Below are 23,339 nucleotides of genomic sequence, written 5' to 3' on the forward strand. Positions count from 1 at the left end.
TGATGCGCGCCGCTGAGCCTCGCGACATCGAGGCAACGTGGCGAAAGGTCGGCAAACTCCTCGATCTCTTCTCCAAGGAGGAGTGCCTCAACTACTTTAAAAACTCTGGATATGTTTCCGTATAAAAACAGCGTGCTCTAGTCGCGAGGTTGTGTCGTAGGCCAGGTTGTGGCTCTGATGATTCTGCGGCTAGCATTGTAGCAGACGCACGGTGACAGGTTCAATTTTCAACGCTGCATGCACAACTATCGGTGCTGCTAACTGACAATGACTGCTACCTAGCCGCGGTCCCATTTGACCGGCAGATTCAGCAGCCCGCGGAACGCCCAGCCGCCGATCCGCACCGGTTCGCCATCGTCGAGTCGCAAGTTCTTGAGCCGCGCGACAATGCTGGGCAGCGCCACGTCGGCGACCATCGCGCGCGAGGCAAAAGCGCCGGCGCAATAATGCGGGCCGGCGCCGAAGGCGATGCTCTTCGACGTATTCCGGGTGATATCGAATGTATCCGGATCGGCAAAACACGCTTCGTCGCGGTTGGCCGAGCCGAACATGAAGAACACGCGATCTTCCGGCTCGAACTCGACGCCGTTATAGATCCAGGGTTTGGCGACCCGGCGCGGCGACATGCCGATCGGCGCGATCCAGCGCGCATATTCCTCGAATACGTCGAGCCACTTTGCCCGGCCGCCCTGAACCAGCGCCAGTTGCTCCGGATGCGTCAGCAGCGCCCAGATTGTGCCGGAGATGGCGTCGCGCGGCTCGTTCTGCCCGCCTGAGATCGCGAGCTTGATGTTGGCGCGCACGCTCTGCATCGGCTGGCCCGCGGCGAGCAGCACGCTGAGGATCGAGGCGTTCGGATGCTTTGTCAGCACCGGAATCATGTCGTCGATCGCGGCATCGATGCCGGCGGTGGCGGCGTGGCAGCGCGCCTCGACTTCCTTGTTGCCGGTGTAGTTGGCGATGCCGTCGATCATCGCCTGCGACCAGGCGTCCATGTCCTGGTAGCGCATGTTGGTGAGGCCGGTGATGTCCTTCAGGCACTCGGCGGACAGCGGTAGCGCGAACGCCTTGCAGAGGTCGGCGCGCCCGGCAGGCGCCAATTCATCGAGGATGCGGTCGGCATGGGCCTGAAACTGCCTGCTCCAGGTGTCGCGCACGGTGCGCGGCGAGACCGCCGGAAACATCGCCGCGCGTTCCGACATGTGCGCCTCGCCGTCCTTGCGCATCATGTTGTGGCCCATCAGCGTATTCATCAATCCCGCGGGCTGATGTGAGGAGAACACGTCGATGCGCTTTTCCTGGGTGAAGATGTCGTCGCGTTTGGTGAAGATGGTGGAGCCGAGTTGCGGCACGAACGCGATCGGCGCCTCGCGGCGCATCTGCTTCAGCGCCGGATAGGGATCGGCCCAGAAGGACGGGACGTCGATGTTGAAATGCGGGGCGGACGACATGGCGTTTTCCGTGATTGTTCGGCAATTCATTCATGGCAAAGATTTAATGTTGATGAACGAAAAATCTTTTGTCGCCCCCGCCAACGGGTCCGGCCTTGGCCGGGCCCGATGACAGGCTCCGGCGGGGGACCCATACGCCGTGTCGCCGCTGTTCTGGATGGCGTTAGTGTCCTTGTTGCGCCACCATACAATGATCTCGAACGCCAGGGGTTATGGGTCCCCGCCTTCGCGGGGACGACGCCGAAGGTGTGGCGCCGCCTCCCGCGGGGACGATGGCAGTACAACGGCGGCCGGTTCGTTCACACCGTGCGATACCCGCCGTCCGCCATCACGATCGAGCCGGTGACGAAGGCCGACAGGTCGGAGGCGAGGAAGATCGCAGGCCCGACGATGTCTTCGGGCTTTCCGGCGCGGCCGAGCGGCGTGTGGTCGAGAAAGATCTTGACCAGGTCGGGGTTGTTGGCGCGGACCTGCGCGTTCAGCGGCGTCTCGATGAAGCCCGGGCCGATCGCGTTGACGCGCACGCCGTGCTTGCCGAGTTCGGCGGCCAGCGCCTTGGTGAAACCCAGTACGCCATGCTTGGAAGCGGTGTAGGCGGCAGAATTGGGCGTGCGCACATGCACGAAGGACTGGATCGAGCCGATATTGACGATGCGTCCCCTGGTCGCGCGCAGCGATTCGATGAACGCGTGCGTGACGTTGAAGGTGCCGGTGAGGTTGATCGCCATGATGTCCTCCCAGTCCTTGATCACGGCGTCCGGATCGGAGGTGAAGGCGTTGCGGCGGTTGATGCCGGCGTTGTTGACCAGGATGGAGACCGGGCCGACCGTGTCGGCGATTGTTTTGGCGAGCGCGACGCAGGCGGCGCGGTCGGTGACGTCGAGCGCAAAGCTGTCCGCCGCGCCGCCGGCACTCCGAACCTCCTGCGCGGCCTCGGCCGCCGCCTTCTCGTTGATGTCGAGCAGCACCACCCGCGCGCCCTCGCGCGCGTAACCCGCCGCGATCGCGCGGCCGATGCCGGAGCCCGCGCCGGTGACGGCCGCGATGTGGGAGACGAGAAGGGGCATGGGGTTTCCTGTGCTTTGTTGTTTCTGAAACTTGCGAGCAAACTAGTTCAAATTTGCGGAATCCGAAACGCAAAGCTGCGACCGCGCGTTGTCCCGTCATGGAGTTGCAGCACAAACACTGGCAGCGGGACACCGACCGGCTGTGGTCGGCATCGCCGTTCGACGTTCGCGAGGCGGCCGCGCTTGCCGCCGAAATCGCGCGTCATGGCGAAGACGAGCGGTTGCGGCAGGCGGCGGCGCAGGCGCTGCCGAGCCTGCGCGGCGCTTGCGTGAAGACATCAGACCGGATGAGCCGAAACCTCGCGCACCGGCGGTTCGCCGCCATCCGCGACGCGCTGTACGCGCTCGACGCCCCCCGTTTCGGCAAGCGTGCTCACGTGCCGGACGGCGAACAGCAGCACCGGCGGCTGCTCGGACTTCCCTTCGGGCGGCCCGTGTCGGACCCGGAAATCCAGCAGGGTTACAAACGCGCCGCAAAACGCCTGCATCCCGATGCCGGCGGCAGCGACCGCGAATTTACCGAGCTTTCCGCGGCGAGGAACGCACTGATGAAACGGGAGTGAGGATGCCCGCTGGCATGGCGCAGGCCGGATTGCTTCGTCGTCTTGGCTCGTCGCAATGAGGTATCTCGACCTGATACCGGTCGCGGCTGCGGCCCGCATGCCCGACGGCGTGCAGGCCGAAGCAATCGGAAAGTCATTCCCGGATACCCGATCCCCGGCCCGGATATCGGGCTGCGGCAAGGTCCGACCGGAGCGCGATGAGTTCTTCCGAACCACCGCCGGTGGTGTGGAACGGCTTCACAAACTTGATCGGCGTGCCGTTGATGTGAGTGAGCTGGCCGGACCAGGCCTGCTGGTACAGTTTCTTCAGATCGGCCCTGTCGTCGGCCGTCAACTTGCTGTTAGCTCCGTAGTTCATAATGCTGAACTTCGAATGTTTTCCGAATATCTCGGACGCTGACGACGCCTCGCTGATCTGGGCGAAGAAGTGCCGAAGCCCGAAGATATGGCCAATCTCGTGCATCAGGGTTTCCCTCTGCTCGGTCTTGTCCTGCTCGAACATCGTGGGATAAATCGTAAGTGTATGACGGCCGGCGTCCGGGAAGAAAGCGCTGGCCAGAACGCACCCATTGATGTCGCAATCGGTGGCACTTTTCATCACGAACTCGAAGTCCCATGCATCGTCCCGCTTGGCGAACTTGATCGGCACGGCGTCACCCCATTCCACGAGCGCCTCTGCCAGCAGCTTTTCGATCGCGGTCTTGAGAGCGGCGGGATTTGCGAAGGGCTTCAACGAACTCTCCCGGAATCGCCACCGCAGCGTGGTGTCTTTCTCCCAAAGCGGAATGAAACCTTCCGACGCATCGACGACGATCTCGAGACGCGAACGGCCTCGCGGAGCCGAATGTCCGCGTTGCTCGGTGTCGCACCGAATGCCCTTTTTCATGATATGGACGAACGGCTCGGACGCGTTGGCGGCGGACTCCGGATTTTTCAGCCGCAACAGGTCGACTGCCGGCCCGGGGGTGCCGGCCTGCCTGGTCGATGCCTTCTTCTTCGATTTGCGTGCCATGGAAAATGCCTTTCATGAAAGAGATAGATTGAACGGTAAGCATCTTTCGGATCAGCAGGAACACCGCTGTCCGTATCGATAAACTGCGGGCACAATAACGCCGCCGGCACCAAAAATCAAACCTGAGGTTGCCGCAGAAGCTTGAACTTCAAGGGGATCGACAACATCCCCATCCCCTCGAGCACCGGACTCGCCATTCAGCCGTCCCTCCAATTTGCTTCTCGGAGCAATGTTAAATGGATTAGCCCGGATTCAGGCGTGAATTAAAGGTGAAAAAAGCAGGGTCGGCCCGCCGCATGAGCGCGGGGATATGCGGGTGACGCTTGAAAGGCGCCGGATATCGCTTCATTCATCCGGGCTGCGCTTGCTATGCTCGACGCCCGCTGTCTTCTCGTCCGGGCGGGCCATCGGGCGAGGCCGCCGGCCGGTGACGCGAAACAGCGCATGCACCGTGGTGCCGACCGTGGCGCAGCCGCCGCGCATGTTGGGCAGGATCAGGATTGCTTCATTCATCGTCATTCTCCGTTTGTTTGCCGAAGCGACAATGAGCGGAGGATTGTTTGGTTCAGGGTGACGACTTGTTATGGTTGAGAACGCGTTAAGGCGTAATGGTGCCGCGCAGGGTGGGCAAAGCGGAGCGTGCCCACCATGCCGTGCAAGTAGCGCAGGATTGCTGGGCACGGCGCTCACGTCGGCGAACGTCACTGCGCCTTGAGATAATTGCGGTGCAGATCGAGCTGAAGCGATTGCGCCTGCTTGCGGTCGCGGCCCGAGGCCATGAACAGCACGATGCGTTTTTCCTCGATGCAGCGGACCGAGACGGTGTAGCCCTCGCGGGTGCCGAAACGGGAATACTTCGTCCGTTCGACCTCGCCAAAGCCGATGCGCTGGATCGCCGCCTCGCCCCGCGCAAAGCACTCAGCTTGCGGCACGGTCAGGTCGGCCCAGTCGCTGGCAATCCCAGGACCATCGCCCAGCGCGAAGGCAGGCGCGGCGGCAGCGGTTGGGAGAGCCGCTGCGATTGCGGCGAGGATAGTGAACTTTCGGAAGTCCATTGGAAACCTTGCTCAGTCTGTGCAGCGCATGCGTGCAATATGGTTTGTCGGGCGGAAAACCGGTGAGGTTCGAAGTTTTGTGACCGGCATGGGCGCGGACAAGGCAGGGGCGGCAATTTGGCGAGGATTCGCTTCATGTTGAGGCGGGCGCTTGCTCTTTCGCACACGCTCCCTCTCGCAGCGGCGCTTCGGCTGGATAAACACTTGTTCATAAACGAAAAAAGTCGTGGCGGCGAGAAACCCGACGCGGTGGTCGCGGTTATCGTCTGTAACTTTCCTGGTAAAGAGAGGGATTCCCATGAAGACTCTTGCCTTCGGATTGGCCGCCGTCCTCGGCCTTGCGTTACCTGCTACGGCCGCGACAGCCGACCGCTTTCAGTTCGCTCAGGCCGCGCCCAGCGGCGGTGGCCAATCCGGCGCCGGCCAGGCCGGTGCCGGACAATCAGGCTCCTCCGGGGGCGCCGCGCAATCCTCGGGCACCCGCGAGGGTGGAGGCGCCGCGGCCAATCGTGATAGCGCACCCGCGTCAGGCACCGACGGCGGCAGCCGTTCGACGGAGAGCCGTCGCGACAGCGCCGGCGGAAAGGTGAGTGAAGGCCGCCGCGAGGGCAGCCGCACCAACATCCGCGCCAATATCCGCGTTGGCGGACGCGATGGCGTGCGTACGGGTGTCCGCTACGGCTCGCGTACGACGATCCGCACCCGCTATAGTTCGAGCGATGACGGCTACACCCGCCGCAAGGCCCGCCGCTACGTGTCGGAAGGGCCTTCGGTCACCGTCCGGCGCAAGAAGGTGCGGCGTTACGTCTATGACGAACCGTCCAGCGTGACCGTGAGCCGGCGTTATCGCAGCGGCGTCGCGATCCGTAGTGGCGGCTCGACGCGGGTCGGCGTCAGCGTGCGGAGCCGTACCACCGGCGTTAGCGTCGGCGAGCGCAGCGGCGTGCGGGCGGGCGGCGGAGTAAGCGTGAATTCGCGCAGCTCGACCACGACGCGGACCTCGGGTTCGACGGGCGGTGGCAGCGCAACGACGACGCAGTCCGGCGGTCAATCCGGCGGCGCAAGCACGGGCGGTACTGCCAACACGGGCGGCGCCGCCTCCGGTGGCGCGAGCACGGTTGGTGCGGGTGGTGGCGCAGGTGGCGGTGCGAGCGGTGGCGCAAGTGGTGGTGCGACCGGCGGCGCTGGCGGCGCGGCTCGGTAACAACACTTGAATCTTCGTTAGTGAAGCGGCAGGAAGCGTGGCTTCCTGCCGCTTAACCCATGAATGGTGGGCATGTCGCAATGTGCGCCTTTGCCACGCTACGCTTGCTGGGAGGTGGGGGCGGCAGTTACGCAACCGGAGGGTCAGGTAGCGGAATTCAGTTTGACATATAGACATATGAACTGCTATGTCTTGACATATGACTGAGCGCACCACGGTTCGCCTGCCACCTGATTTGCTCGCGCGCGCCAGACGCAAGGCTGCCGCCGAAGGCCGCACGCTAACCTCGCTGATCGAGGACGGACTGCGCGCGATGGTCAGCGACCAAACAAAGGCGGCTAAGGTCAAACGCCGCATCTTGCCGCGGATCAGCAAGGCAACGGGCGGACCACACCCCGGCTTCGAGTTTATCCGCTTGTCGGACATCGACGCGATCGAAGACGCCGAATATGTCGAGCGCATGAACCGCGGCTTCAAGTGATCCTGCCCGACGTCAATATCCTTATCAATGCGTTCCGAAAGGACGCGGACGCGCATCCTGTTTGCCGGCCCTGGCTTGATCGGGTCGTTGTTTCGGATGCGCGCTTCGGCCTGTCGCGTCTGGGGCTGAGCGCGGTTGTTCGCGTCACCACCAATACGCGCTCATTCAAAACGCCGAGTTCGCTTGATGACGCGTTCGGCTTTTGCGCCGACCTGCTGGGGCAGCCGCATTGCCAGATCGTCGAACCCGGCGAGCGGCACTGGGAGATCTTCCAGCGGCTCTGCCGCGAGACCAATACGCGCGGGCCGCGCGTCACCGACGCGTGGTTCGCGGCGCTTGCGATCGAGTGGGGCTGCGAATGGGTGACGATGGACCGCGACTTCGCGCGGTTTCCGGGATTGAAGTGGAGCGTGCCGAAGGGCCGCGAGGATGAATGATCGCGATGTGACTTGGCGAGACCGTAGCCCGCATGAGCGCAGCGATATGCGGGTGGTGCCCGAAACATATATTGCTTCGTTCATCCGACCACGATTGTTATAGCTCGCAGCTCGTAGGGCGGATTAGCGCAGCGTAATCCGCCGATCAGCCGCGATAAGAGGAGCGACCGACCGCGCGCTCGCGCAACCCGCCGCATTGCGGGCAGGTTTAAATCGAGGTGGCGGATTACGCTGCGCTAATCCGCCCTACGGGCTTCACTCATGCCGGGCTACGATAGCTAAAGCTCTCGATGAGGATAGCGGTCGCGGATTTCTGCAATGAAGAACGTACGCTTCGATTCAGCGTTGATGAGCGCACGATAAACATCCGGAGGGACGTCTGAATAGCAAAACCTCCTTCCGTTTACAAAGCGGGCTTCTAAATTGCCGGAGACCGCGTCGTATTCGACCGATGCCATGGCGAACGAAATGAAGCGGCCGGAGCGCTCTTCGCGGGTGCCATGAACCGCCCTGTGGGCGGCCCGCTTGAAGGCTGCTTCCATTTCCCAGATATCGATTCCGTGGCCCTCGATCGCTTTCATTGCAGATCCCTCCGCCTCCCGGCGCGGCCAAACCTTTATGCTGCCGTCCGGATTGAGATAGCGCGTTGCGGTATCGACCCAGTCACCGCGGGTTCGGCGCGCGATCTCGCGGCGCACATTGGACCAATAGGATTCATCCCGCTGGTCCCGGCGTGCGGCCTCGACGCGGTTTCTGGCTTCGTAATACGCGCTATCTCCAAACAGCGCGATCAGGGTGTCGGCCTCGGCCGACACCCTGGCGGACAGTTCACGCCGCCGTTTGAGCCAGCGGAAAATCACGCTCGGCTTTCCTTCGTGGCCTGCTTGCGGCTGGAAAATACCTAGTATACTAGGTAGATCGACAGCGCGCAATGCATTTGCCTTCTCGCCATGTCGTTAGGCGGGATTGTCGCGCGAAATATCAGGCGTATTCGGCTGGAGCGCGGCCTGACGCAGGAAGAACTTGCGGCGCGCATCCGCATCAACCGCAATTATGTCGGCATGATCGAGCGGCAGGAGAATTCACCGACGGTGGCGATGCTCGATCGCATCGCCAAGGCGCTGGGAATCGAGCCGGCGCGGCTTTTCGATGAGAAGGCGGCGGGGCGGAAGGGGGAGTAGGGGGCGGCGAGGGTTAGCCCCAGGCCGCTCAGCAGCATCCGGGAGGTGCACTACTTTTGACGCACGAAACGTTGAAAGGCGGAAGGCTTCAGTCCAACATCCGGATAGTTCCTTCGCTTTGGTCGTAAGACGGTGGGAGTTTTACATGCAGCCGTTCACCTTCTTCATCAGCTATCGACGGGCCGATACTGCGCCTATCGCTTTGTTGCTGAAATATGAGATTGAAAAGCGAATGCAGTTCGTGCGCGCTTTTGTGGACGTCGATTCGATGCGCTCAGGTGACGTTTTTCCTGATCGTTTGCGTAATTTGATCAAGGATGCTCATGCAACTATCGCCTTGGTCGGCCCTGAATGGATGTCACGGAAAGAAGGAAGCCGCGAAGCCCGGCCTGAGGACGATTGGGTGATAAGAGAACTTGCGTTTTCTGTAAGCACGCCCTTGGCTATGGCAGAATCGGATCGATATAGCCTGCGGGATAGGGTTATCCTTCCATTATTTGTAAATTGTCCGCCGAGCTTCAACCAATTCGTCATACCCGAAACGATTAGTTATATTCAGGATCGCCATGCTGAGCACATCGCTTACGCGAATTGGCCTACATCGATCGGACCGCTGATAGACCGAATCGCAGTACGACTTGAACTTAAGAAAAGACCAGATGCTGACGAGTACCCAAAGCCGGATCCAGCTAAGGCGAGGACACAACCGCTTCCAGATGTTGAGCTGGCGAAGATGCTAAACTACGATGACTACGAAGGATGGTACGTGGACAACTTCGGCAATGCCGAGGCGCGATATCTCGTAAAAACTTTCAAATTCCCCCACTTTAACCAAGCGGCCGATTTCATGAAGCTGGTTTCTGATCATTGCAGAGTACAAGATCACCACCCCGAATGGCGAAATGTATTCAATCACGTCACAGTGGCGCTAACCACGTGGGACGCTCGCAGACGTGTTACATTTTACGACCTGAGCCTAGCGCTCTATATGAATATGGCTTCCAAGGCAGTTTTGAAGCCTAAATGAATGGCGGGTACTGGGTAATCAACTGAGTCTGTCTCGCGCAGCTGAACTGGTACGCAGGCATGGGATTGACGATCTCAAATGACGCGACAAGAACGTCGCATGGCCGAACAAGGCTTCAGTTCTAAGAGCGCAGGAGATCGAATACGCGCTCTATACGGTTGACTCCCTCCTGTCCAAACACTCTTTCGGCCACTTGGACTGCTTGAGAGTACATCGACTCAATTTGACGCGGCGAAAGCGTTTTCTCGATGGCCGCAGAATAAAGTATAGTTGCGGTTTCAAGATTTTCGAGCATTAATTGCGCTTCTCCTGCTGTCGCAAGCCGCCAGTTTGTAAGAGTAGCGGTTTCGCAATGACCATTGGCTCGTTCTGCCATTGATCGCACTTCTGCCGTTATTCCGGAAGCCGGCGGTATTGCCATCAGGTCAAGAAAGGCGATGTTAATTGCATGGTAATATGCTTGGTCGTGATCACCACAGTTCTCCGCTTGCTCAAGGCCTTGCGCATAAAGTTCTCTCGCCCGGGCGAAATCCGCTTGAATTCGTTCGACCAACCAACGCCTTTTCAGCCGACCGCCTAGGACACCCAAGGCTTCGGTTGAGCTAGTTCCGCCGCGATAACGGTCTTCTAGGACGGCCAGAGCTTCGGGCCCACGCCCTGTCCCCTCGAGCGCAAGGGCCAAACTAACCAGTGCATTATCGTCGAGTTCTGCCGCTCGCGGGAGCAATGTGTTTACCGCAGTTTGGAAATGACGAAGTTCAAGTGCCAATCGGGCGCCGTCGACAACTGGCCGAACACTTCGTCCACCGCTAAGGGACTCGACAAAAAACTGAAATGTCTCATGGTCAGCACTGGTAGGCTTCGCAATTTCAAGATGATTTCCGGGCACCACCGCTTGGGTTCGACTCGGAAATGGGGATAGCGAGGAAGTGGACGGAACGAACTCATCACGGTCACCAGCAATGACGCGTAATGAAAAGGGAGTTTGCGTCGGATATTTATCTGACCAATTTTTTCGTAGCGAAAGTATAAATGGGCTATTGGTTGCCATATCCCGAATTTGTCGCTTCCATCGACCTAACAATCTCGCCTTCGCTAGACCGTTGCTCGGCGTTCCCAGCAGCAGCAAATGGACAATTCGACTGGCGATAAGTTCATCATCAAGAAGCGCGCGCTGAATCACGAGGCCACCCATACTATGGGCAGCAATTGCAAGCGCTGAATATCGGTTAAGGGGCGGCAGCGACAAACTGGTGCGCAGTCCTTGAGATAATATTGTCAGATCTGGATCTGCGGCCCAAATACCCGGAACGTCGACGCGAAGACTGGTCGGAAAGCCGAGGCCGAAAATATCCCAAGTCGCTATTTTCGGCTCGCGAAGCAGCAGGTCCACAAGCCCAGACCACGTGGCTCCTGTGTTTCCGGAAAATCCATGAATAAGGATAAGGGCCGCATCCTGGCCTTGAGCCCGATGATCTATCCGAGTGGCAGGTTTTTTCGATGCAAAATAGATTCGCGCTGCTTGAAAAGGATTGGTCAGCCAATTTAGCATGTTGAAACAGTCCGAACGCACATTCCTGCTTGCACCGCCAATTGTCGAAATTCAGCGGTTGCGTCAGGGGTGTCGCGCGGTTCACCTTCCCAAACTATAACGGCGATCGGCAGTTGCGGGTCGGCAATTTTTAGCGCCTCCTCAATGATCTTCCCGGTAACCGCGCTATACGCAGCATCGTCCTTTTCCCCGCCGTCTAAAATAATAAGATTTCCTCTGGCGGAGACCCTGGTGAGAACGAAGTCATAGAGCGGCCCCCAATCTCCTGGACGGTCAGTTACAGAGGTTTTGCGAAATCGCTCCGCGGCGAACGGAAGGACGACGCGGCATTCCACTCCTAAGTGCAAAGCTATATCCAATGCTAGCAAATCTGCTCCACAGGCAGCAGAAGAAATAAGAATTTGAACCTTCTCTTGCTTGAAAATATCCCCGAGAGCGCGGCGCACGGCGGGGATTTGTTCGATCGGAAATTGTTTTCGGTCATCGTTTGGCGCGTCAATTCGACGACCAGCAAGGGCGGCCACAGAGTGTCCTTGCTGATCGCCTGTCATCAATATCCGACTTTAGCGCTAGCAAGTGCCTCTACGACTCGATCTCGTGTGAAACTAGTCGCCCAGGACGTCCCAACGTTTAGTAGCCCGGCTGGCGTCGTATTGTCCTTCGCTAACTTAACAGCAGCAAGCTTCAACTTTACGTCGCTCTGCTTGCCGCGGTCAATTTCCCAAGTCATCCATTTGCTCGTGCTGCTTTTTGCACCTACCAAGACAAGAAGGTGCGTTGCCTCTTTCATTTTTGCGGTTAGCGAAGCTTTGACCGTTCCGGCATTGGTACTGTCGATCGCGACGTCGGGGCCGCGACTATCAAACTCAAAATCGAATTCAGGATTAGCATCCCACGCCTGAAGTAAGCGCTTGTAATTGACGTCTTCAGAATGGTCGTAGCTGACGAAAACCTTAGGTTTAGCCATAGCTTATCTCCCTCAAGCGTAAGATTGAAGTCCGTTTACCACGCAACCATACCGCGCGGCAACTGAGGGCTTATTACAACACCCGATTGCTCTCCTTCACCCTCTCCGCCTCCACGTAAACCTGCTCGCCCATCTCCCTGAACTTCGCGCTCATCTGCGCCATCCCATCCTCGATCACGCCGCTCATCGACATCCCGACCCCGGTCGGATCGTTCAGCGTCGCCGCATAATCCCGCACGTCCTGCGTAATCTTCATCGAGCAGAACTTCGGCCCACACATCGAGCAGAAATGCGCGACCTTGTGGGCATCCTTGGGCAGCGTCTCGTCGTGGAAGAGCTTTGCCGTATCCGGGTCGAGGCCGAGGTTGAACTGGTCCATCCAGCGGAAGTCGAACCTCGCGCGCGACAACGCGTCGTCGCGCAGCTGTGCGGCCGGGTGGCCCTTGGCGAGATCGGAAGCGTGCGCCGCGATCTTGTAGGTGATGACGCCGACCTTGACGTCGTTGCGGTCGGGCAGGCCGAGATGCTCCTTCGGCGTGACGTAGCACAGCATCGCGCAGCCGAACCAGCCGATCATGGCGGCGCCGATGCCGCTGGTGATGTGGTCGTAGCCCGGCGCGATGTCGGTGGTCAACGGCCCCAGCGTGTAGAACGGCGCCTCGCCGCATTCCTTCAGCTGCTTGTCCATGTTGATCTTGATCTTGTGCATCGGCACATGGCCGGGGCCCTCGATCATCACCTGGCAGCCCTTTGCCCACGCCACCTTCGTCAACTCGCCGAGAGTCTCGAGCTCTGCGAACTGCGCGCGGTCGTTGGCGTCGGCGATCGAGCCCGGACGCAGGCCGTCGCCGAGCGAGAACGACACGTCGTATTTGCGCATCAGGTCGCAGATCTCCTCGAAGTGCGTGTAGAGGAAGCTTTCCTTGTGATGCGCGAGGCACCATTTTGCCATGATCGAGCCGCCGCGCGAAACGATGCCGGTGACGCGGTTGGCGGTGAGGTGGATATAGGGCAGCCGGACGCCGGCGTGGATCGTAAAATAGTCGACGCCCTGTTCGCACTGTTCGATCAGCGTGTCCTTGTAGACCTCCCAGTCCAGTTTCACCGGATCGCCGTTGACCTTTTCCAATGCCTGATAGATCGGCACGGTGCCGATCGGGATCGGCGCGTTGCGCAAAATCCATTCCCGCGTGGTGTGGATGTTGCGGCCGGTGGAGAGGTCCATCACCGTGTCGGCGCCCCAGCGGATCGCCCACACCATCTTGTCGACTTCTTCCTCGACCGACGAGGTCACGGCGGAGTTGCCGATATTGGCGTTGATCTTGGTCAGGAAGTTGCGGCCGATGATCATCGGCTCGAGTTCGCCGTGATTGATATTGCAGGGGATGATCGCGCGGCCGCGCGCGATCTCGCTGCGCACGAATTCCGGGGTGATGAAGGCGGGCACCTCTGCGCCAAAGCTTTCGCCGTCGGCAAGTGCTGCTACGGCGCGTTCCAGCTGGACCTTCCGCCCAAGATTTTCCCGGGTCGCGACGTAGATCATCTCCTTGGTGATGATGCCGGCGCGGGCGAATTCGAGCTGGGTGATCATGTGGCCGTCGAGACCGCGCAGCGGCTTGTGGTGCGCCTTGAAGGCGGCGGCGGCCTTGTCGCCGGAGACGTTGCCGTTATCGACCGGTTTTACATCGCGGCCCTGATATTCCTCGACGCCGCCGCGCTCCTTGACCCATGCGATGCGCGCGCGGGAGAGCCCGGCGTTGACGTCTATCGTCACCGACGTATCGGTATAAGGACCGGAGGTGTCATACACCGGCAGGTTCGGCTCGCCGGCGCCTTCGCTCAGCATGATCTCGCGCAAGGGCACCCGGATATCGGACGCCTCATCAGGCGTGACAAAAATCTTGCGCGAGGATGGCAGCGGGCCGGTGGTCACTGCGGGAAGCGTGGTGTCCGGGTTGGAGCGGATGTTCATGGCGTATCCTCCTGTGAAGTTCTATCTAGTTGCTGCGTCATCCTGAGGTGCTCGCCGTCCTTCACGGCGAGCCTCGAAGGATCGCCACAAGCACGCCTGCAGCCCATCCTTCGAGACGCCGCGCAAGATGCGCGGCTCCTCAGGATGACGGCGAAAACGGTGAGTCTCATCACTACGCGGCCTCCGCGTTCTGTCCGAGCCACGCGCGCACCCGCGCGTCGGGATCGGCGTTCTGGGTGACATCGCTGACTACGGCGATGGAATCGGCGCCGGCGGCGAAAATGTCAGCGGCCTGTTCCAGCTTGATGCCGCCGATCGCCACCAGCGGAATGTTGCCGACGCGCTTTTTCCATTCGGTGATCTTTGGGATGCCCTGCGGCGCAAAGCGCATCGATTTCAGCGTGGTCGGGAAGATCGGCCCGAGCGCGATGTAGTCGGGTCTTGCCCGGAGCGCCGTTTCCAGCTCTTCGTCGTCATGGGTGGAGATGCCCAGCGTAAGGCCGGCATCACGGATCGCAGCGAGATCGGCGTCCGCCAAATCCTCTTGGCCGAGATGCAGATGCTTGGCGCCGGCGACCACAGCCGCCCGCCAGTAATCGTTGACCACCAGTTTTGTCGGCGTGCCCTTGGTAACCTCGAGCGCATCGCTGACGATCTGCAGCGCCGCGCCATCGTCGAGGTCCTTGGCGCGCAGCTGCACCGTGCCGACGCCGAGTTTTGCCAGGCGCGCGACCCAGGCGACGCTGTCGACGACGGGATAGAAGCGGTCAGGATACGGCATGCCAGAACGGGGTCCCGATGACAGGGGTTGAAGGAGAGGCAAAATCGCGGGCTTGCATCAGCCCGGCTTCGTAAGCCGTGCGGCCGGCCTCGACCGCAAGTTTGAATGCGCCCGCCATCGCCACGGGATCGGCGGCCTTGGCGATCGCGGTGTTGAGCAGCACGGCATCGTAGCCGAGTTCGAGCGCTTCGGCCGCGTGGCTCGGCGCGCCGAGGCCGGCATCGACCACCAGCGTGATGTCCGGCAGCCGGTCGCGCAGCAGTTTCAGGGCATCGCGGTTGATGATGCCTTTCGCGGATCCGATCGGCGCCGCCCACGGCATCACGATCCTGCACCCCGTTTCGACCAGCCGCATCGCGACGCTGAGGTCTTCGGTGCAATAGGGGAACACCTCGAAACCGTCCTTGATCAGGATGTCCGCGGCTTCGACCAGGCCGACCACGTCGGGCTGCAGCGTGTCGTTGTCGGCGATCACTTCGAGCTTGACCCAGCTTGTACCGAACAGTTCGCGCGCCAGCTTGGCCGTGGTCACCGCCTCGCGTACGCTGCGGCAGCCGGCGGTGTTGGGCAGCACGGTGACATCGAGTTCGCGGATCAGCGACCAGAACGCATCGCCGGTCTTGCCGCCGGCGGCTTCGCGGCGCAGCGCCACCGTAACGATCGCGGCGCCCGAGGCGCGGATCGCATCCTGCATGATCTTCGGCGAGGGATACAGCGCGCTGCCGACAAGTAAGCGGGAGGTGAAGGGTTTGTCGTAGAGGTTCAGCATGGCGTCAGCGTCCCAACACACAAAGCCGTCATCCCCGCGAAAGCGGGGACCCAGTATTCCAGAACGCCTGAGATTAACCCGAGGCGATGCGGCGGACTGGGTCGCCCGGTCAAGCCGGGCGATGACATTTGAATATGCTGCAAGCCCATCCTCACCCTCCCTGCCGCGGCGTGATGATCTCGATCTCGTCGCCGGGCCGAAGCCGCGTCTCCGCCCAGCGGCTGCGCGGCAGCACGTCGTAATTCAGCGCGATCGCGAAATGCGTGCCTTCATATTCGAGCTCGCCCAGCAGCGCATCGACATGATCAGCCGATATCTCGCGCGGCTCGCCGTTGACGGTCACGCGCATTGCATCACCTCATTGTCGATCACGCCGCGCTCGACATAGCCGAGCGTCAGCTCCGCCAACGCCGGGGCCAGCAGAAAACCGTGGCGATAAAGTCCGTTGACCGCGATCTTGCGGTCATCGATCGCGATGCGCGGCAAATTGTCGGGAAACGCCGGGCGCAGGCCTGAGCCGATCTCGACAATGCGCGCTTCGCCGAACGCCGGATGCACGGCGTAGGCGGCGCTCAGCAATTCCAGCGCCGAGCGCACGCTGATGCTCGCGTCCTCGCGCTCGATGGTGGTGGCGCCGATCATGAACTGGTGTTTGGCGCGCGGGATGATGTAGAGCGGCCAGCGCGGATGGATCAGCCGCACCGGGCGTGCGAGAGCGATCTCGGAGGTCTCGACGATCACCATCTCGCCCTTGACGCCGCGCAAATCGCGTTGCGTATCGCGTGCGAACAGTCCGCGGCAATCGACCACGATGCCGTCGGTTTCCTCGGCGCGCCGTTCGCTGTCGAAATGGATGCTGCCGCCGGCGGCGGCAATGCGCGCATGCAATTCCGGCAGCACGGCACGGGGTTCGACATGGCCTTCATCGGGAAAAAACAACGCGTCGCGAAAGCGGCCGTCCAGCCAGGGTTCAAGTTTCAACACCGCTTCGGCATCGAGGCGCCGGTGGCCCGATGTCAGCTTCGCAAAGCGCTCGAAGTCGGATCGGTCGCGCGGGTGCGACACCACCAGCGAGCCGTTGAACGGCGTATCGGGAAATTCGTCGCGCCACAGATCGAGCGAGCGGATGCCGAGCCTGCTGATGACGGGCTCGGACGCCTCGCGTTCGCAATACGGCGCCAGCATGCCGCCGGCCCAGTGGCTGGTGGCCTGCGTCATGTCGGCGCCGCCGCGCTCATGCAGCGTGACCTCGTGGCCCGCTCTGGCGAACAGCAGCGCCTGCCATGCGCCGGCGATGCCTGCGCCGATCACCGAAACGGGAGATTCCCCCCGTGAAGACGTCGAACTCTGGTACATCCCTGTCCCTTCGCCGGCATGACCCGGATCAGGTTCAAAGGGTCACCGCGGTCCTAAATCCTTGCGACAGGATCTCAGCGTGCGGTATCTCAGCTCCTCATCGGAGCTCCCCTCGGAACGAAGCTAATGTAAGCCGATGCGGCGGAGTGTCAACGCCGCAGAAGCGGAACTCCACCGCCATCGTGCCCCGGACGCAGCGCAGCGCGTAGCTCTTCGCGCAGCGGTGCGCTGCTGAGCCGGGGCCGTAACGAACGCCGATGCCTGGCGTGGTCCCGGCTCTGCGGAGCGGCATGAAGAATGCCGCACCGTGTCCGGGACACGGGCTACTTGACGACCTGCTGTGCGTTGGCGCTGGTCAGTTCTTCCAGGCGGGGCGGGGCGGAATGCCGCTGCCGCTTGGCGGCGTGATAATAGCCGCTGGCGTAGTAACGCACCGCGCGCTTGTGGTCGCCATTTGCAGCGCGGTAGGCGCCGGCGAGATATTTTACCGCGTAGGTGAGATTGGTGCCGGGATCGCGCAGCCCTTCGGCGGTGCCGGTGTAGCCGAGGCCGCGCGCGGTGCCGAGCTTGATCTGCATCAGCCCGATGTTGCCATGGCTGACAAGGTGGGGCCGGTAGCCGCTTTCGCGCACGATCACCCGATGCACCAGCGCCTCCGGCAGTTCGTTGGCCTTGGCATGGGCCGCGACCAGCGCGTCGTACTGCGCATCCCGCGCCTGCGCGCCTTGCAACGGCAATGCCGCGAGGATGACCAACGTGGCGATAGTGACGGCGGATTTCACGGTGGACGGGTCCCGGCGAGGGCGATGCAGCGTTGCAAATGCTTACGCACCCCAATTGTTGCGCCGATGTGGCCAAACCCCGGCATTTTCGGGCGGCTTACCGGCCCGTTCGCGCTCCGGATTTACCAACAATTATGCCCTGGCGTGCTTCGATCCCTGGGCCAACCCTCCCTTTACGCGAAGGCGCCCGCGATGACGATGTCCACAACCCATGTCACTGAGGCCGCCAACCCGATGCGTGGGCTGCTGCCGCTGTGGGTCGGCGTCGGCGTCTATGCGGTGTTCGTGCTGGCCGGCAATCATCTGCTGATCGATCCCGACACCATGTGGCAGATCACCGTCGGCCAGTGGATTATCGATCACGGCATGGTGCCGCAAACCGACGTGTATTCCTTCACGATGCGCGGCCAGCCCTGGATCTCGACGCAATGGCTGGCGCAGGTCGCCTATGCCGCGGTCTATTCGACCGCCGGCTGGACCGGGCCGGTGGTGCTGGCATCGGCTTGCATCGCAGCGACGTTCGCGCTGTTCACGCGGTTTTTGGCGAGGCACTTGAGCGAAAGCTCGACGCTGGTGTTCGTCGCGGCGGCGCTGGCGCTGACGGTGCCGCACCTTTTGGCGCGGCCGCATGTGCTGGCGCTGCCGGTGATGATGGCATGGGTCGGCGGACTGGTTGCGGCGGCCGATCGCCGCGATGCGCCGTCGTTCCGGCTGCTGCCGTTGATGACCTTGTGGGCCAACCTGCATGGCGGGTTTGTCCTTGGCCTCGCGCTGATGGCGCCGATCGCGGTCGATGCGGTGTGGGGCGCCGATGCGCGCACGCGCAGATCGCTGGCGCTGCGCTGGGCCGCATTTGCCGTTGCATCGCTCGCCGCGAGCTGCGTGACGCCCTACGGCTGGAATTCGCTGTTGGCCTCGCGAAAGATTCTCGCTTTGGGCGAAGCGCTGCCGCTGATCATGGAATGGCGTCCTGCGGATTTTTCTTCTCTCGGCCCGCTGGAGGTCTGTCTGCTGCTTGGGCTCGGGCTCGCGCTGTATCGCGGCATCACGCTGCCGCCGCTGCGCATCGTATTGTTGCTCGGCATGCTGCACATGGCCCTCAGCCAGATGCGCAGCCTGGAAACCCTTGCGCTGCTCGTGCCGCTGTTTCTCGCAGCCCCCCTGGCCAAGCAGATCGGCGCCGCCGACGATCATGCGAAGCCGGCCGGCGCGCCGCGCCGCCTGCTGTTCGCTGGCCTTGCAGTCGTGCTGCTCGCAGGCACCGTGGCCTACGCGTCGGTGGTTCGCTTCGAACCGCATACCCGCGGTTCGCCGGTCACGGCGGTTGCGGAATTGAAGAAGCTCAATTTGAGCCGGGTGTTCAACGATTACGATTTCGGCGGCTATTTGATCGCCAACGGCGTGGCGCCGTTCATCGACGGGCGCACCGAATTGTACGGCGAAAAATTCTTCGTCGATCACAATGCCGCCAGCGGCCTGATGAAGCCTGAAAACTTGTTCCGCCTGCTGGAAGAATACAACATCGAGGCGACGCTGATGCGGACGCAGAGCGCCGCGACCACACTGCTCGATCACATCGACGGATGGCAGAAAGTCTACGCCGACGACATCGCAACGATCCACGTCCGCAAGCCGGGTGCGGTGCATACGCTCGGGCCGGCGGTTAGATGAAAAAATGTAGGGTGGGCAAAGGCGCTGTTGGCGCCGTGCCCACCATCTTGAACGCGGTTCAGATTGGTGGGCACGTTTCGCTTTACCCACCCTGCCATATTTGCGCCGCACCGCGTCCGGCACACGAGGCAATTGGCCGCCTTGACCGCGACTCAATCCGAGACTCTATTCTCGGCGAATAGCAGAAGGGGAGATGCGTCATGGCCGCTGTCCGTTTGCATTATTCGCACAACGAAAATCTGCCCCACGAAAATCCCTGCGCCCAATGCGGCAAGCCGATCGCCGCGCCGGAGTGGTTCGAGAATGGACCGCGCCGCACGTCGTATCTTTGGCGCTGTCACGCCTGCGGCTATCGTTTTGAAGCGGTGGCGTTTTTCGATTCCGGCGAGGACGCCATCGCGGCCTGATGGAACCGGCCCGCAGCCGAAACGTTGTTCGGTATCCACATCGACCTTAAGGAGGGTGGGATGGTTATCGACACCATGACAAAACCGCACAATCTGATCGCGAGTGACCGCGTTGAAGGCACCGCGGTGCGGCGGCCGAACGGCGACAAGATCGGCCACATCGAGCGGCTGATGATCGACAAGCTCAGCGGCAAGGTCTCCTACGCGATCCTCAGCTTTGGCGGATTCCTCGGCATGGGGACCAGCCTACTGCCGCTGCCGTGGGCGCGGCTGACGTATAACCGCGCGTTTGAAGCCTATCAGCTCGACATCGCCGACGAAGAATTGAAGCGCGCGCCGTCGTTTGGCGCCGACAAGGATTTTGACTGGGGCGATCGTTCCCAGGAGGAGGCACTGCATCGCTACTACGACGTACCGCCGTACTGGGGCGGATTCTAGGGCAAGGTCCATTTGCGCCGGATGGAACCGCGCAAATTGTTCCGACCCGCGGAACAGTTCTTCAATTCATGGGTTACCCCGTGTCGAATTTACCAGGGAGAATCCACAATGTTTGCAAAAGCCATCAAGGCCGGCTTGATCGGCACCGCGTTGTTCGCGACCGCGGCATTCGCGCAGGCCCCGACCGCAACAACCGACCGGGCCAACATGGCGCCGGCCGCGGCGAGCGATTCGTCATCCTATCAAGGCAATTGGCGCGCTTCGAAACTCGTCGGCCTCAGCGTCTACAACGACAATAACGAGAGCCTCGGGTCGATCAACGACCTGTTGACCGACAAGAGCGGGAACATCAAGGCCGTCGTGATCGGCGTCGGCGGCTTCCTCGGTGTCGGTGAGCATCTGGTTGCCGTGCCGCTGGACAAGATCAAATTCGTCAACGAGCCCGTGGCGTATGCGGGCGGCGGTGCGCCGGCCGCGGGTACACGGCCAGCGACCAGCACGACGACGGGAGCGGCGCCAACCACCGCGCCTGCGGCGACGGCCCCGAAGCCCAATCCGTGGTATCCTGATCACGCCGTGCTCAGCGCGACCAAGGACCAGTTGAAGGCGATGCCGGAGTTCAAATATTCGACATAAGGCGTCGCCTGAACCGATTAACCGCTGAAAAGCGCGTCCGGCTTCTGCCGGGCGCGTTTTTCGTTTGCTCGGTTTGTTTTTTCCAGCACGCCGGTTTTTAGGCAATTCGGCCGCCGCATTGCGCCTTTCGGCGAGGAAATCGCGGTGTTAGGCTCGGGGAGGGCAAGAGCGGCAAGCGTTCTGCCTGACACGCAACGGGAGGACGTTATGGCTGACAGCGTTTACAAGGTTATCGAACTGATCGGCACCAGCAAGGATTCCTGGGAAAAGGCCGCCAAGACTGCGGTCGACCGCGCCAGCAAATCGCTGCGCGAACTGCGCGTCGCCGAGGTCGTGCAGCTCGATATGCAGCTGGATGCCAAGGGCAGGGTCGAAGCCTATCGCGCCAAGATCAAGGTATCGTTCAAGTTCGAGGGCAGCTAATCCATCTGTCGTCCCCGCGGAGCAGGCTGGGTGAAATGTCAAATCGAGACTTTTCACACAGCCTGCTTCGCGGGGACGACGGCACTCACAGCCCCGGCAGCGCCGTCACCGATACATTGATCGCGCCACCTGTTTCCGCGATCACGCGCAGCGTTCTGGAATCGAAGGCGATGCCGGCCAGCCGCAGCGTGGTGATTTCGGCGGCGACGCGTACGCCGTCCTCGTTCTTCTGGAAATCTGATATCACCGCGGCGATGCGTTTCTGCGCATTCTGTGCGAACGGCTTGAGGTCGACCACGGCATTGTCCGCCAGCGCTTTTTGCAGGTAAGGCATCGCCGGGCCCGCGGCGGGGCCGAGCAGGCCGAACGCGGCCTCGGATTCCACCGCGAGTTCGATGTCGGTCAGGCGCAGAATCTGCCGGGCCTGATCGAGTGCCGGCTTGCCCCAGATATGCACATTGACCTCGCCGCCGAAGCCGAACCAGCTTTTCTCCTTGGCATTGACCAGCAGCGAGATCAGAAGCCGTTCGCCGGACGCCGCCAGGGTAGCGCGTTTGACCGTGACACCGACCGCCGAGCCGTCTTCTGGAAAGGTCTTGCCTGCGAGTTGCGTCTCCAGCAGCTTGCTGAGTTCGGTGAATGGCATATCGATCGGCACGCTGATGCTCAGGCGCCCCGGCGCCGGCGGCACGATGACAAGCGCCGCGGGAAACGGGCAGCTGGGTTGGGTCTGCGCCGTGGTGATGCGGGTCTCGGCCTCAAGCCCGAGCGTCAGCGTGACTGCGCTGGCATCGATGCGCGGCTGCGCCGCCACCGCCTTGGTCGGCCGCAATTCCAGCCACAGCGGCGGCAGCGGTGACGCCGCACCCTGCAACGGAATCGAGCGGCACAGTTTTGCCCATTGCGCGCGCGCGTTGGTTTCGAGCGCCGGATCGTTGCGGATGCGCGCTTGCGTGGCTGCGAGCTGGTCGTTGATCGCCTTGTCGATCACCGGCTTCATCTGTGCCGGTACGTTGACGCGCGCGCCGGCCACCGTCAGGCTGGTGTCGCTCAAATTCACCTGTGCGGCGAGGTTGGGCTCGAGGCGCCAATTCGGGCTAAGCTGCGGCCGCGCCGTCATCGCGACATTGCCCTTGATTTCCGCCGACGCGTTGATGTTCTTGATGTTGATGCTGCCGATCTGCTTGGCGGCGTTGGCGCCGAGCAGGCCGCCGAGCACGTCGCCGACCGCGCCGGTCACTTTCGACGACAGCGAACCCGTCACGTTGAGGGTGCCGGTGAGAGGCGTCGCCAGCGTCAGCATGTCCTGCGCGCCGGTGGCCGATATCGGCCCGCGCGCCGCGGTCCAGCCGATGTCGGCATTCTGCAGGATCTGCTCCACCGGGTTGGCGGCCTTGCCGGCGAAATTGCGCGGCGTACCGCGGTCGGCGGCATCGCGGATCGCGTTCAGCGTAACCGCGATCGGCACGGTGATGGTGGAGGTGCGGGGAACCTGCGGCAGCGGCGGCAGGTCCACCAGCACCGGCGCATTGCCGCCGCGCAGCGACAGCCAGTCCATCGCCTTGAGGCTGACGAGAAACGAGACCGCGATCACCGCGACCGCGATCAGGATGGTCTTGAGACGCATCGTCCCCCCGGTTGATTGCCCCCGAGGAAAGTCTACAGGGCAGGTCAGGGGCGCGCCAGAGAAAGCCCGTAGCCCGTAGCCCGGATGGAGCGCAGCGAAATCCGGGAAAGACAAATGACGCGGGTTCGGCAGTCCCGGATTGCGCTGCGCTCCATCCGGGCTACAAAAAGAAAACGGCCCCGGCGAATGGCCGGGGCCGTCTCAGTATTCAATCGCTGGATTTCAGCGGACGGCGTTACCCAGATCGGCGCGGCGGTCCATCGGCAGCACGATCACCTTGGTGCCGACATTCACGCGGGAATAGAGGTCGGCGACGTCTTCGTTGGTGAGGCGGATGCAACCGGACGAGACGCGGGTGCCGATGGTGCCGGGCGCGTTGGTGCCGTGGATGCGGTAGATGGTGCCGCCGAGATACATGGCGCGGGCGCCGAGCGGATTGCCGGGGCCGCCGGCCATCTGGCGCGGCAGATAGGGCTGGCG

At 61.8% G+C, this 23,339-nt stretch carries 28 protein-coding genes and 1 riboswitch; of the genes, 11 read left to right on the top strand and 17 right to left on the bottom strand.

Annotated features, from left to right (window positions below):
- Positions 1–278: 278 nt before the first annotated feature.
- Both VGP39_RS27365 and VGP39_RS27370 read right to left on the bottom strand, forming a co-directional pair.
- Entirely contained in the window at positions 279–1,451 is a 1,173-nt protein-coding gene (locus VGP39_RS27365) for a cytochrome P450 (protein ID WP_327571223.1), read from the bottom strand.
- Positions 1,452–1,750: 299 nt separating this feature from the next.
- Positions 1,751–2,518, bottom strand: a complete 768-nt coding sequence (locus VGP39_RS27370) for an SDR family NAD(P)-dependent oxidoreductase (protein WP_327571224.1) — start codon at positions 2,516–2,518, stop codon at positions 1,751–1,753.
- A 98-nt stretch (positions 2,519–2,616) separates the two neighbouring features.
- Here VGP39_RS27370 and VGP39_RS27375 point away from each other — a divergent pair, with 98 nt between their 5' ends.
- Positions 2,617–3,081 (top strand): hypothetical protein, encoded by a 465-nt coding sequence (locus VGP39_RS27375; protein ID WP_327571225.1) that lies wholly within the window; start codon positions 2,617–2,619, stop codon positions 3,079–3,081.
- Between the two features lie 133 nt (positions 3,082–3,214).
- Here the strand turns inward: VGP39_RS27375 and VGP39_RS27380 are convergent, their stop codons facing one another.
- From VGP39_RS27380 to VGP39_RS27390, 3 genes are all read right to left on the bottom strand, one after another.
- The gene (locus VGP39_RS27380) at positions 3,215–4,093 is read right to left on the bottom strand and encodes a matrixin family metalloprotease (RefSeq protein WP_327571226.1); all 879 of its coding nucleotides are present in this window, start codon (positions 4,091–4,093) and stop codon (positions 3,215–3,217) included.
- 345 nt (positions 4,094–4,438) lie between these two features.
- On the bottom strand, positions 4,439–4,606 hold the full coding sequence (locus VGP39_RS27385) for a hypothetical protein (protein ID WP_327571227.1): 168 nt from the start codon (positions 4,604–4,606) through the stop codon (positions 4,439–4,441).
- A 188-nt stretch (positions 4,607–4,794) separates the two neighbouring features.
- Entirely contained in the window at positions 4,795–5,148 is a 354-nt protein-coding gene (locus tag VGP39_RS27390; protein WP_327571228.1) for a hypothetical protein, read from the bottom strand.
- Between the two features lie 298 nt (positions 5,149–5,446).
- On the opposite strand from VGP39_RS27390, the gene VGP39_RS27395 reads away from it, so the two are divergent.
- The 3 genes from VGP39_RS27395 (at position 5,447) to VGP39_RS27405 (ending at position 7,270) form a co-directional block, all read left to right on the top strand.
- Positions 5,447–6,352 carry a hypothetical protein gene (locus VGP39_RS27395; RefSeq protein ID WP_327571229.1) on the top strand — a complete coding sequence of 302 codons (906 nt, stop codon included), beginning with the start codon at positions 5,447–5,449 and terminating at the stop codon, positions 6,350–6,352.
- 199 nt (positions 6,353–6,551) lie between these two features.
- Positions 6,552–6,833, top strand: a complete 282-nt coding sequence (locus tag VGP39_RS27400; protein ID WP_327571230.1) for a hypothetical protein — start codon at positions 6,552–6,554, stop codon at positions 6,831–6,833.
- Positions 6,830–7,270: a type II toxin-antitoxin system VapC family toxin gene (locus VGP39_RS27405; protein ID WP_327571231.1), complete on the top strand. Its 441-nt coding sequence runs from the start codon at positions 6,830–6,832 to the stop codon at positions 7,268–7,270. The genes VGP39_RS27400 and VGP39_RS27405 overlap by 4 nt, the downstream gene beginning before the upstream one ends.
- A gap of 278 nt (positions 7,271–7,548) precedes the next feature.
- Here VGP39_RS27405 and VGP39_RS27410 read toward each other — a convergent pair whose 3' ends face one another.
- Positions 7,549–8,202: a KTSC domain-containing protein gene (locus tag VGP39_RS27410; RefSeq protein WP_327571232.1), complete on the bottom strand. Its 654-nt coding sequence runs from the start codon at positions 8,200–8,202 to the stop codon at positions 7,549–7,551.
- An 18-nt stretch (positions 8,203–8,220) separates the two neighbouring features.
- On the opposite strand from VGP39_RS27410, the gene VGP39_RS27415 reads away from it, so the two are divergent.
- Positions 8,221–8,451, top strand: coding sequence for a helix-turn-helix transcriptional regulator (locus tag VGP39_RS27415; protein WP_327571233.1), 231 nt, complete (start codon positions 8,221–8,223; stop codon positions 8,449–8,451).
- Between the two features lie 145 nt (positions 8,452–8,596).
- Complete coding sequence (locus VGP39_RS27420) at positions 8,597–9,478, top strand: 4a-hydroxytetrahydrobiopterin dehydratase (RefSeq protein ID WP_327571234.1); 882 nt, start codon at positions 8,597–8,599, stop codon at positions 9,476–9,478.
- Between the two features lie 121 nt (positions 9,479–9,599).
- On the opposite strand, the gene VGP39_RS27425 is transcribed toward VGP39_RS27420, so the two are convergent.
- The 9 genes from VGP39_RS27425 to VGP39_RS27465 all read right to left on the bottom strand — a co-directional run bounded on the left by VGP39_RS27425 (position 9,600) and on the right by VGP39_RS27465 (position 17,657).
- Positions 9,600–11,030: an alpha/beta fold hydrolase gene (locus VGP39_RS27425; RefSeq protein ID WP_327571235.1), complete on the bottom strand. Its 1,431-nt coding sequence runs from the start codon at positions 11,028–11,030 to the stop codon at positions 9,600–9,602.
- The gene (locus VGP39_RS27430) at positions 11,024–11,581 is read right to left on the bottom strand and encodes a hypothetical protein (RefSeq protein ID WP_327571236.1); all 558 of its coding nucleotides are present in this window, start codon (positions 11,579–11,581) and stop codon (positions 11,024–11,026) included. The genes VGP39_RS27425 and VGP39_RS27430 overlap by 7 nt, the downstream gene beginning before the upstream one ends.
- Positions 11,581–11,997: a TIR domain-containing protein gene (locus VGP39_RS27435; RefSeq protein ID WP_327571237.1), complete on the bottom strand. Its 417-nt coding sequence runs from the start codon at positions 11,995–11,997 to the stop codon at positions 11,581–11,583. Before VGP39_RS27435 ends, VGP39_RS27430 begins: the two co-directional genes overlap by 1 nt.
- A 73-nt stretch (positions 11,998–12,070) precedes the next feature.
- Positions 12,071–13,969 (bottom strand): phosphomethylpyrimidine synthase ThiC, encoded by a 1,899-nt coding sequence (gene thiC / locus VGP39_RS27440; RefSeq protein ID WP_327571238.1) that lies wholly within the window; start codon positions 13,967–13,969, stop codon positions 12,071–12,073.
- Between the two features lie 172 nt (positions 13,970–14,141).
- Complete coding sequence (locus VGP39_RS27445) at positions 14,142–14,750, bottom strand: thiamine phosphate synthase (protein WP_327571239.1); 609 nt, start codon at positions 14,748–14,750, stop codon at positions 14,142–14,144.
- On the bottom strand, positions 14,737–15,519 hold the full coding sequence (locus tag VGP39_RS27450) for a thiazole synthase (RefSeq protein ID WP_327571240.1): 783 nt from the start codon (positions 15,517–15,519) through the stop codon (positions 14,737–14,739). Before VGP39_RS27450 ends, VGP39_RS27445 begins: the two co-directional genes overlap by 14 nt.
- Positions 15,520–15,670: 151 nt before the next feature.
- Positions 15,671–15,868, bottom strand: coding sequence for a sulfur carrier protein ThiS (thiS, locus tag VGP39_RS27455; protein WP_327571241.1), 198 nt, complete (start codon positions 15,866–15,868; stop codon positions 15,671–15,673).
- Complete coding sequence (locus tag VGP39_RS27460; protein ID WP_327571242.1) at positions 15,859–16,875, bottom strand: FAD-dependent oxidoreductase; 1,017 nt, start codon at positions 16,873–16,875, stop codon at positions 15,859–15,861. The genes thiS and VGP39_RS27460 overlap by 10 nt, the downstream gene beginning before the upstream one ends.
- Positions 16,863–16,998, bottom strand: a riboswitch (TPP riboswitch). It overlaps the preceding gene by 13 nt.
- A 200-nt stretch (positions 16,999–17,198) precedes the next feature.
- Positions 17,199–17,657, bottom strand: a complete 459-nt coding sequence (locus VGP39_RS27465) for a lytic transglycosylase domain-containing protein (protein WP_327571243.1) — start codon at positions 17,655–17,657, stop codon at positions 17,199–17,201.
- 192 nt (positions 17,658–17,849) lie between these two features.
- Between VGP39_RS27465 and VGP39_RS27470 the strand changes: the two genes are divergently transcribed.
- From VGP39_RS27470 to VGP39_RS27490, 5 genes are all read left to right on the top strand, one after another.
- Positions 17,850–19,328 (top strand): hypothetical protein, encoded by a 1,479-nt coding sequence (locus VGP39_RS27470; protein ID WP_327571244.1) that lies wholly within the window; start codon positions 17,850–17,852, stop codon positions 19,326–19,328.
- Between the two features lie 200 nt (positions 19,329–19,528).
- Positions 19,529–19,735, top strand: coding sequence for a hypothetical protein (locus VGP39_RS27475; protein WP_327571245.1), 207 nt, complete (start codon positions 19,529–19,531; stop codon positions 19,733–19,735).
- A 60-nt stretch (positions 19,736–19,795) separates the two neighbouring features.
- Positions 19,796–20,173, top strand: coding sequence for a PRC-barrel domain-containing protein (locus VGP39_RS27480; protein ID WP_327571246.1), 378 nt, complete (start codon positions 19,796–19,798; stop codon positions 20,171–20,173).
- Positions 20,174–20,281: 108 nt separating this feature from the next.
- Positions 20,282–20,809: a PRC-barrel domain-containing protein gene (locus VGP39_RS27485; RefSeq protein ID WP_327571247.1), complete on the top strand. Its 528-nt coding sequence runs from the start codon at positions 20,282–20,284 to the stop codon at positions 20,807–20,809.
- A gap of 207 nt (positions 20,810–21,016) precedes the next feature.
- A complete protein-coding gene (locus tag VGP39_RS27490; protein ID WP_327571248.1) occupies positions 21,017–21,232 on the top strand; it encodes a dodecin family protein in 216 nt (71 codons plus the stop codon).
- An 85-nt stretch (positions 21,233–21,317) separates the two neighbouring features.
- Here the strand turns inward: VGP39_RS27490 and VGP39_RS27495 are convergent, their stop codons facing one another.
- The gene (locus VGP39_RS27495) at positions 21,318–22,859 is read right to left on the bottom strand and encodes a DUF4403 family protein (protein WP_327571249.1); all 1,542 of its coding nucleotides are present in this window, start codon (positions 22,857–22,859) and stop codon (positions 21,318–21,320) included.
- Positions 22,860–23,081: 222 nt separating this feature from the next.
- On the bottom strand, positions 23,082–23,339 hold a 258-nt coding region (locus VGP39_RS27500; RefSeq protein ID WP_327571250.1), incomplete at its 5' end, for a L,D-transpeptidase.

It is taken from the genome of Bradyrhizobium sp., from assembly GCF_036009065.1.
In the GTDB taxonomy this organism is placed as follows: domain Bacteria; phylum Pseudomonadota; class Alphaproteobacteria; order Rhizobiales; family Xanthobacteraceae; genus Bradyrhizobium.

Bases quoted from the DNA above. Each gene is read 5' to 3' on its own strand.
- VGP39_RS27365 (WP_327571223.1), bottom strand. From the start codon at position 1,451: ATGTCGTCCGCCCCGCATTTCAACATCGACGTCCCGTCCTTCTGGGCC.
- VGP39_RS27370 (WP_327571224.1), bottom strand. From the start codon at position 2,518: ATGCCCCTTCTCGTCTCCCACATCGCGGCCGTCACCGGCGCGGGCTCC.
- VGP39_RS27375 (WP_327571225.1), top strand. From the start codon at position 2,617: ATGGAGTTGCAGCACAAACACTGGCAGCGGGACACCGACCGGCTGTGG.
- VGP39_RS27380 (WP_327571226.1), bottom strand. From the start codon at position 4,093: ATGGCACGCAAATCGAAGAAGAAGGCATCGACCAGGCAGGCCGGCACC.
- VGP39_RS27385 (WP_327571227.1), bottom strand. From the start codon at position 4,606: ATGAATGAAGCAATCCTGATCCTGCCCAACATGCGCGGCGGCTGCGCC.
- VGP39_RS27390 (WP_327571228.1), bottom strand. From the start codon at position 5,148: ATGGACTTCCGAAAGTTCACTATCCTCGCCGCAATCGCAGCGGCTCTC.
- VGP39_RS27395 (WP_327571229.1), top strand. From the start codon at position 5,447: ATGAAGACTCTTGCCTTCGGATTGGCCGCCGTCCTCGGCCTTGCGTTA.
- VGP39_RS27400 (WP_327571230.1), top strand. From the start codon at position 6,552: ATGACTGAGCGCACCACGGTTCGCCTGCCACCTGATTTGCTCGCGCGC.
- VGP39_RS27415 (WP_327571233.1), top strand. From the start codon at position 8,221: ATGTCGTTAGGCGGGATTGTCGCGCGAAATATCAGGCGTATTCGGCTG.
- VGP39_RS27420 (WP_327571234.1), top strand. From the start codon at position 8,597: ATGCAGCCGTTCACCTTCTTCATCAGCTATCGACGGGCCGATACTGCG.
- VGP39_RS27425 (WP_327571235.1), bottom strand. From the start codon at position 11,030: ATGCTAAATTGGCTGACCAATCCTTTTCAAGCAGCGCGAATCTATTTT.
- VGP39_RS27430 (WP_327571236.1), bottom strand. From the start codon at position 11,581: ATGACAGGCGATCAGCAAGGACACTCTGTGGCCGCCCTTGCTGGTCGT.
- VGP39_RS27435 (WP_327571237.1), bottom strand. From the start codon at position 11,997: ATGGCTAAACCTAAGGTTTTCGTCAGCTACGACCATTCTGAAGACGTC.
- thiC (WP_327571238.1), bottom strand. From the start codon at position 13,969: ATGAACATCCGCTCCAACCCGGACACCACGCTTCCCGCAGTGACCACC.
- VGP39_RS27445 (WP_327571239.1), bottom strand. From the start codon at position 14,750: ATGCCGTATCCTGACCGCTTCTATCCCGTCGTCGACAGCGTCGCCTGG.
- VGP39_RS27450 (WP_327571240.1), bottom strand. From the start codon at position 15,519: ATGCTGAACCTCTACGACAAACCCTTCACCTCCCGCTTACTTGTCGGC.
- thiS (WP_327571241.1), bottom strand. From the start codon at position 15,868: ATGCGCGTGACCGTCAACGGCGAGCCGCGCGAGATATCGGCTGATCAT.
- VGP39_RS27460 (WP_327571242.1), bottom strand. From the start codon at position 16,875: ATGTACCAGAGTTCGACGTCTTCACGGGGGGAATCTCCCGTTTCGGTG.
- VGP39_RS27470 (WP_327571244.1), top strand. From the start codon at position 17,850: ATGACGATGTCCACAACCCATGTCACTGAGGCCGCCAACCCGATGCGT.
- VGP39_RS27475 (WP_327571245.1), top strand. From the start codon at position 19,529: ATGGCCGCTGTCCGTTTGCATTATTCGCACAACGAAAATCTGCCCCAC.
- VGP39_RS27480 (WP_327571246.1), top strand. From the start codon at position 19,796: ATGGTTATCGACACCATGACAAAACCGCACAATCTGATCGCGAGTGAC.
- VGP39_RS27485 (WP_327571247.1), top strand. From the start codon at position 20,282: ATGTTTGCAAAAGCCATCAAGGCCGGCTTGATCGGCACCGCGTTGTTC.
- VGP39_RS27490 (WP_327571248.1), top strand. From the start codon at position 21,017: ATGGCTGACAGCGTTTACAAGGTTATCGAACTGATCGGCACCAGCAAG.
- VGP39_RS27495 (WP_327571249.1), bottom strand. From the start codon at position 22,859: ATGCGTCTCAAGACCATCCTGATCGCGGTCGCGGTGATCGCGGTCTCG.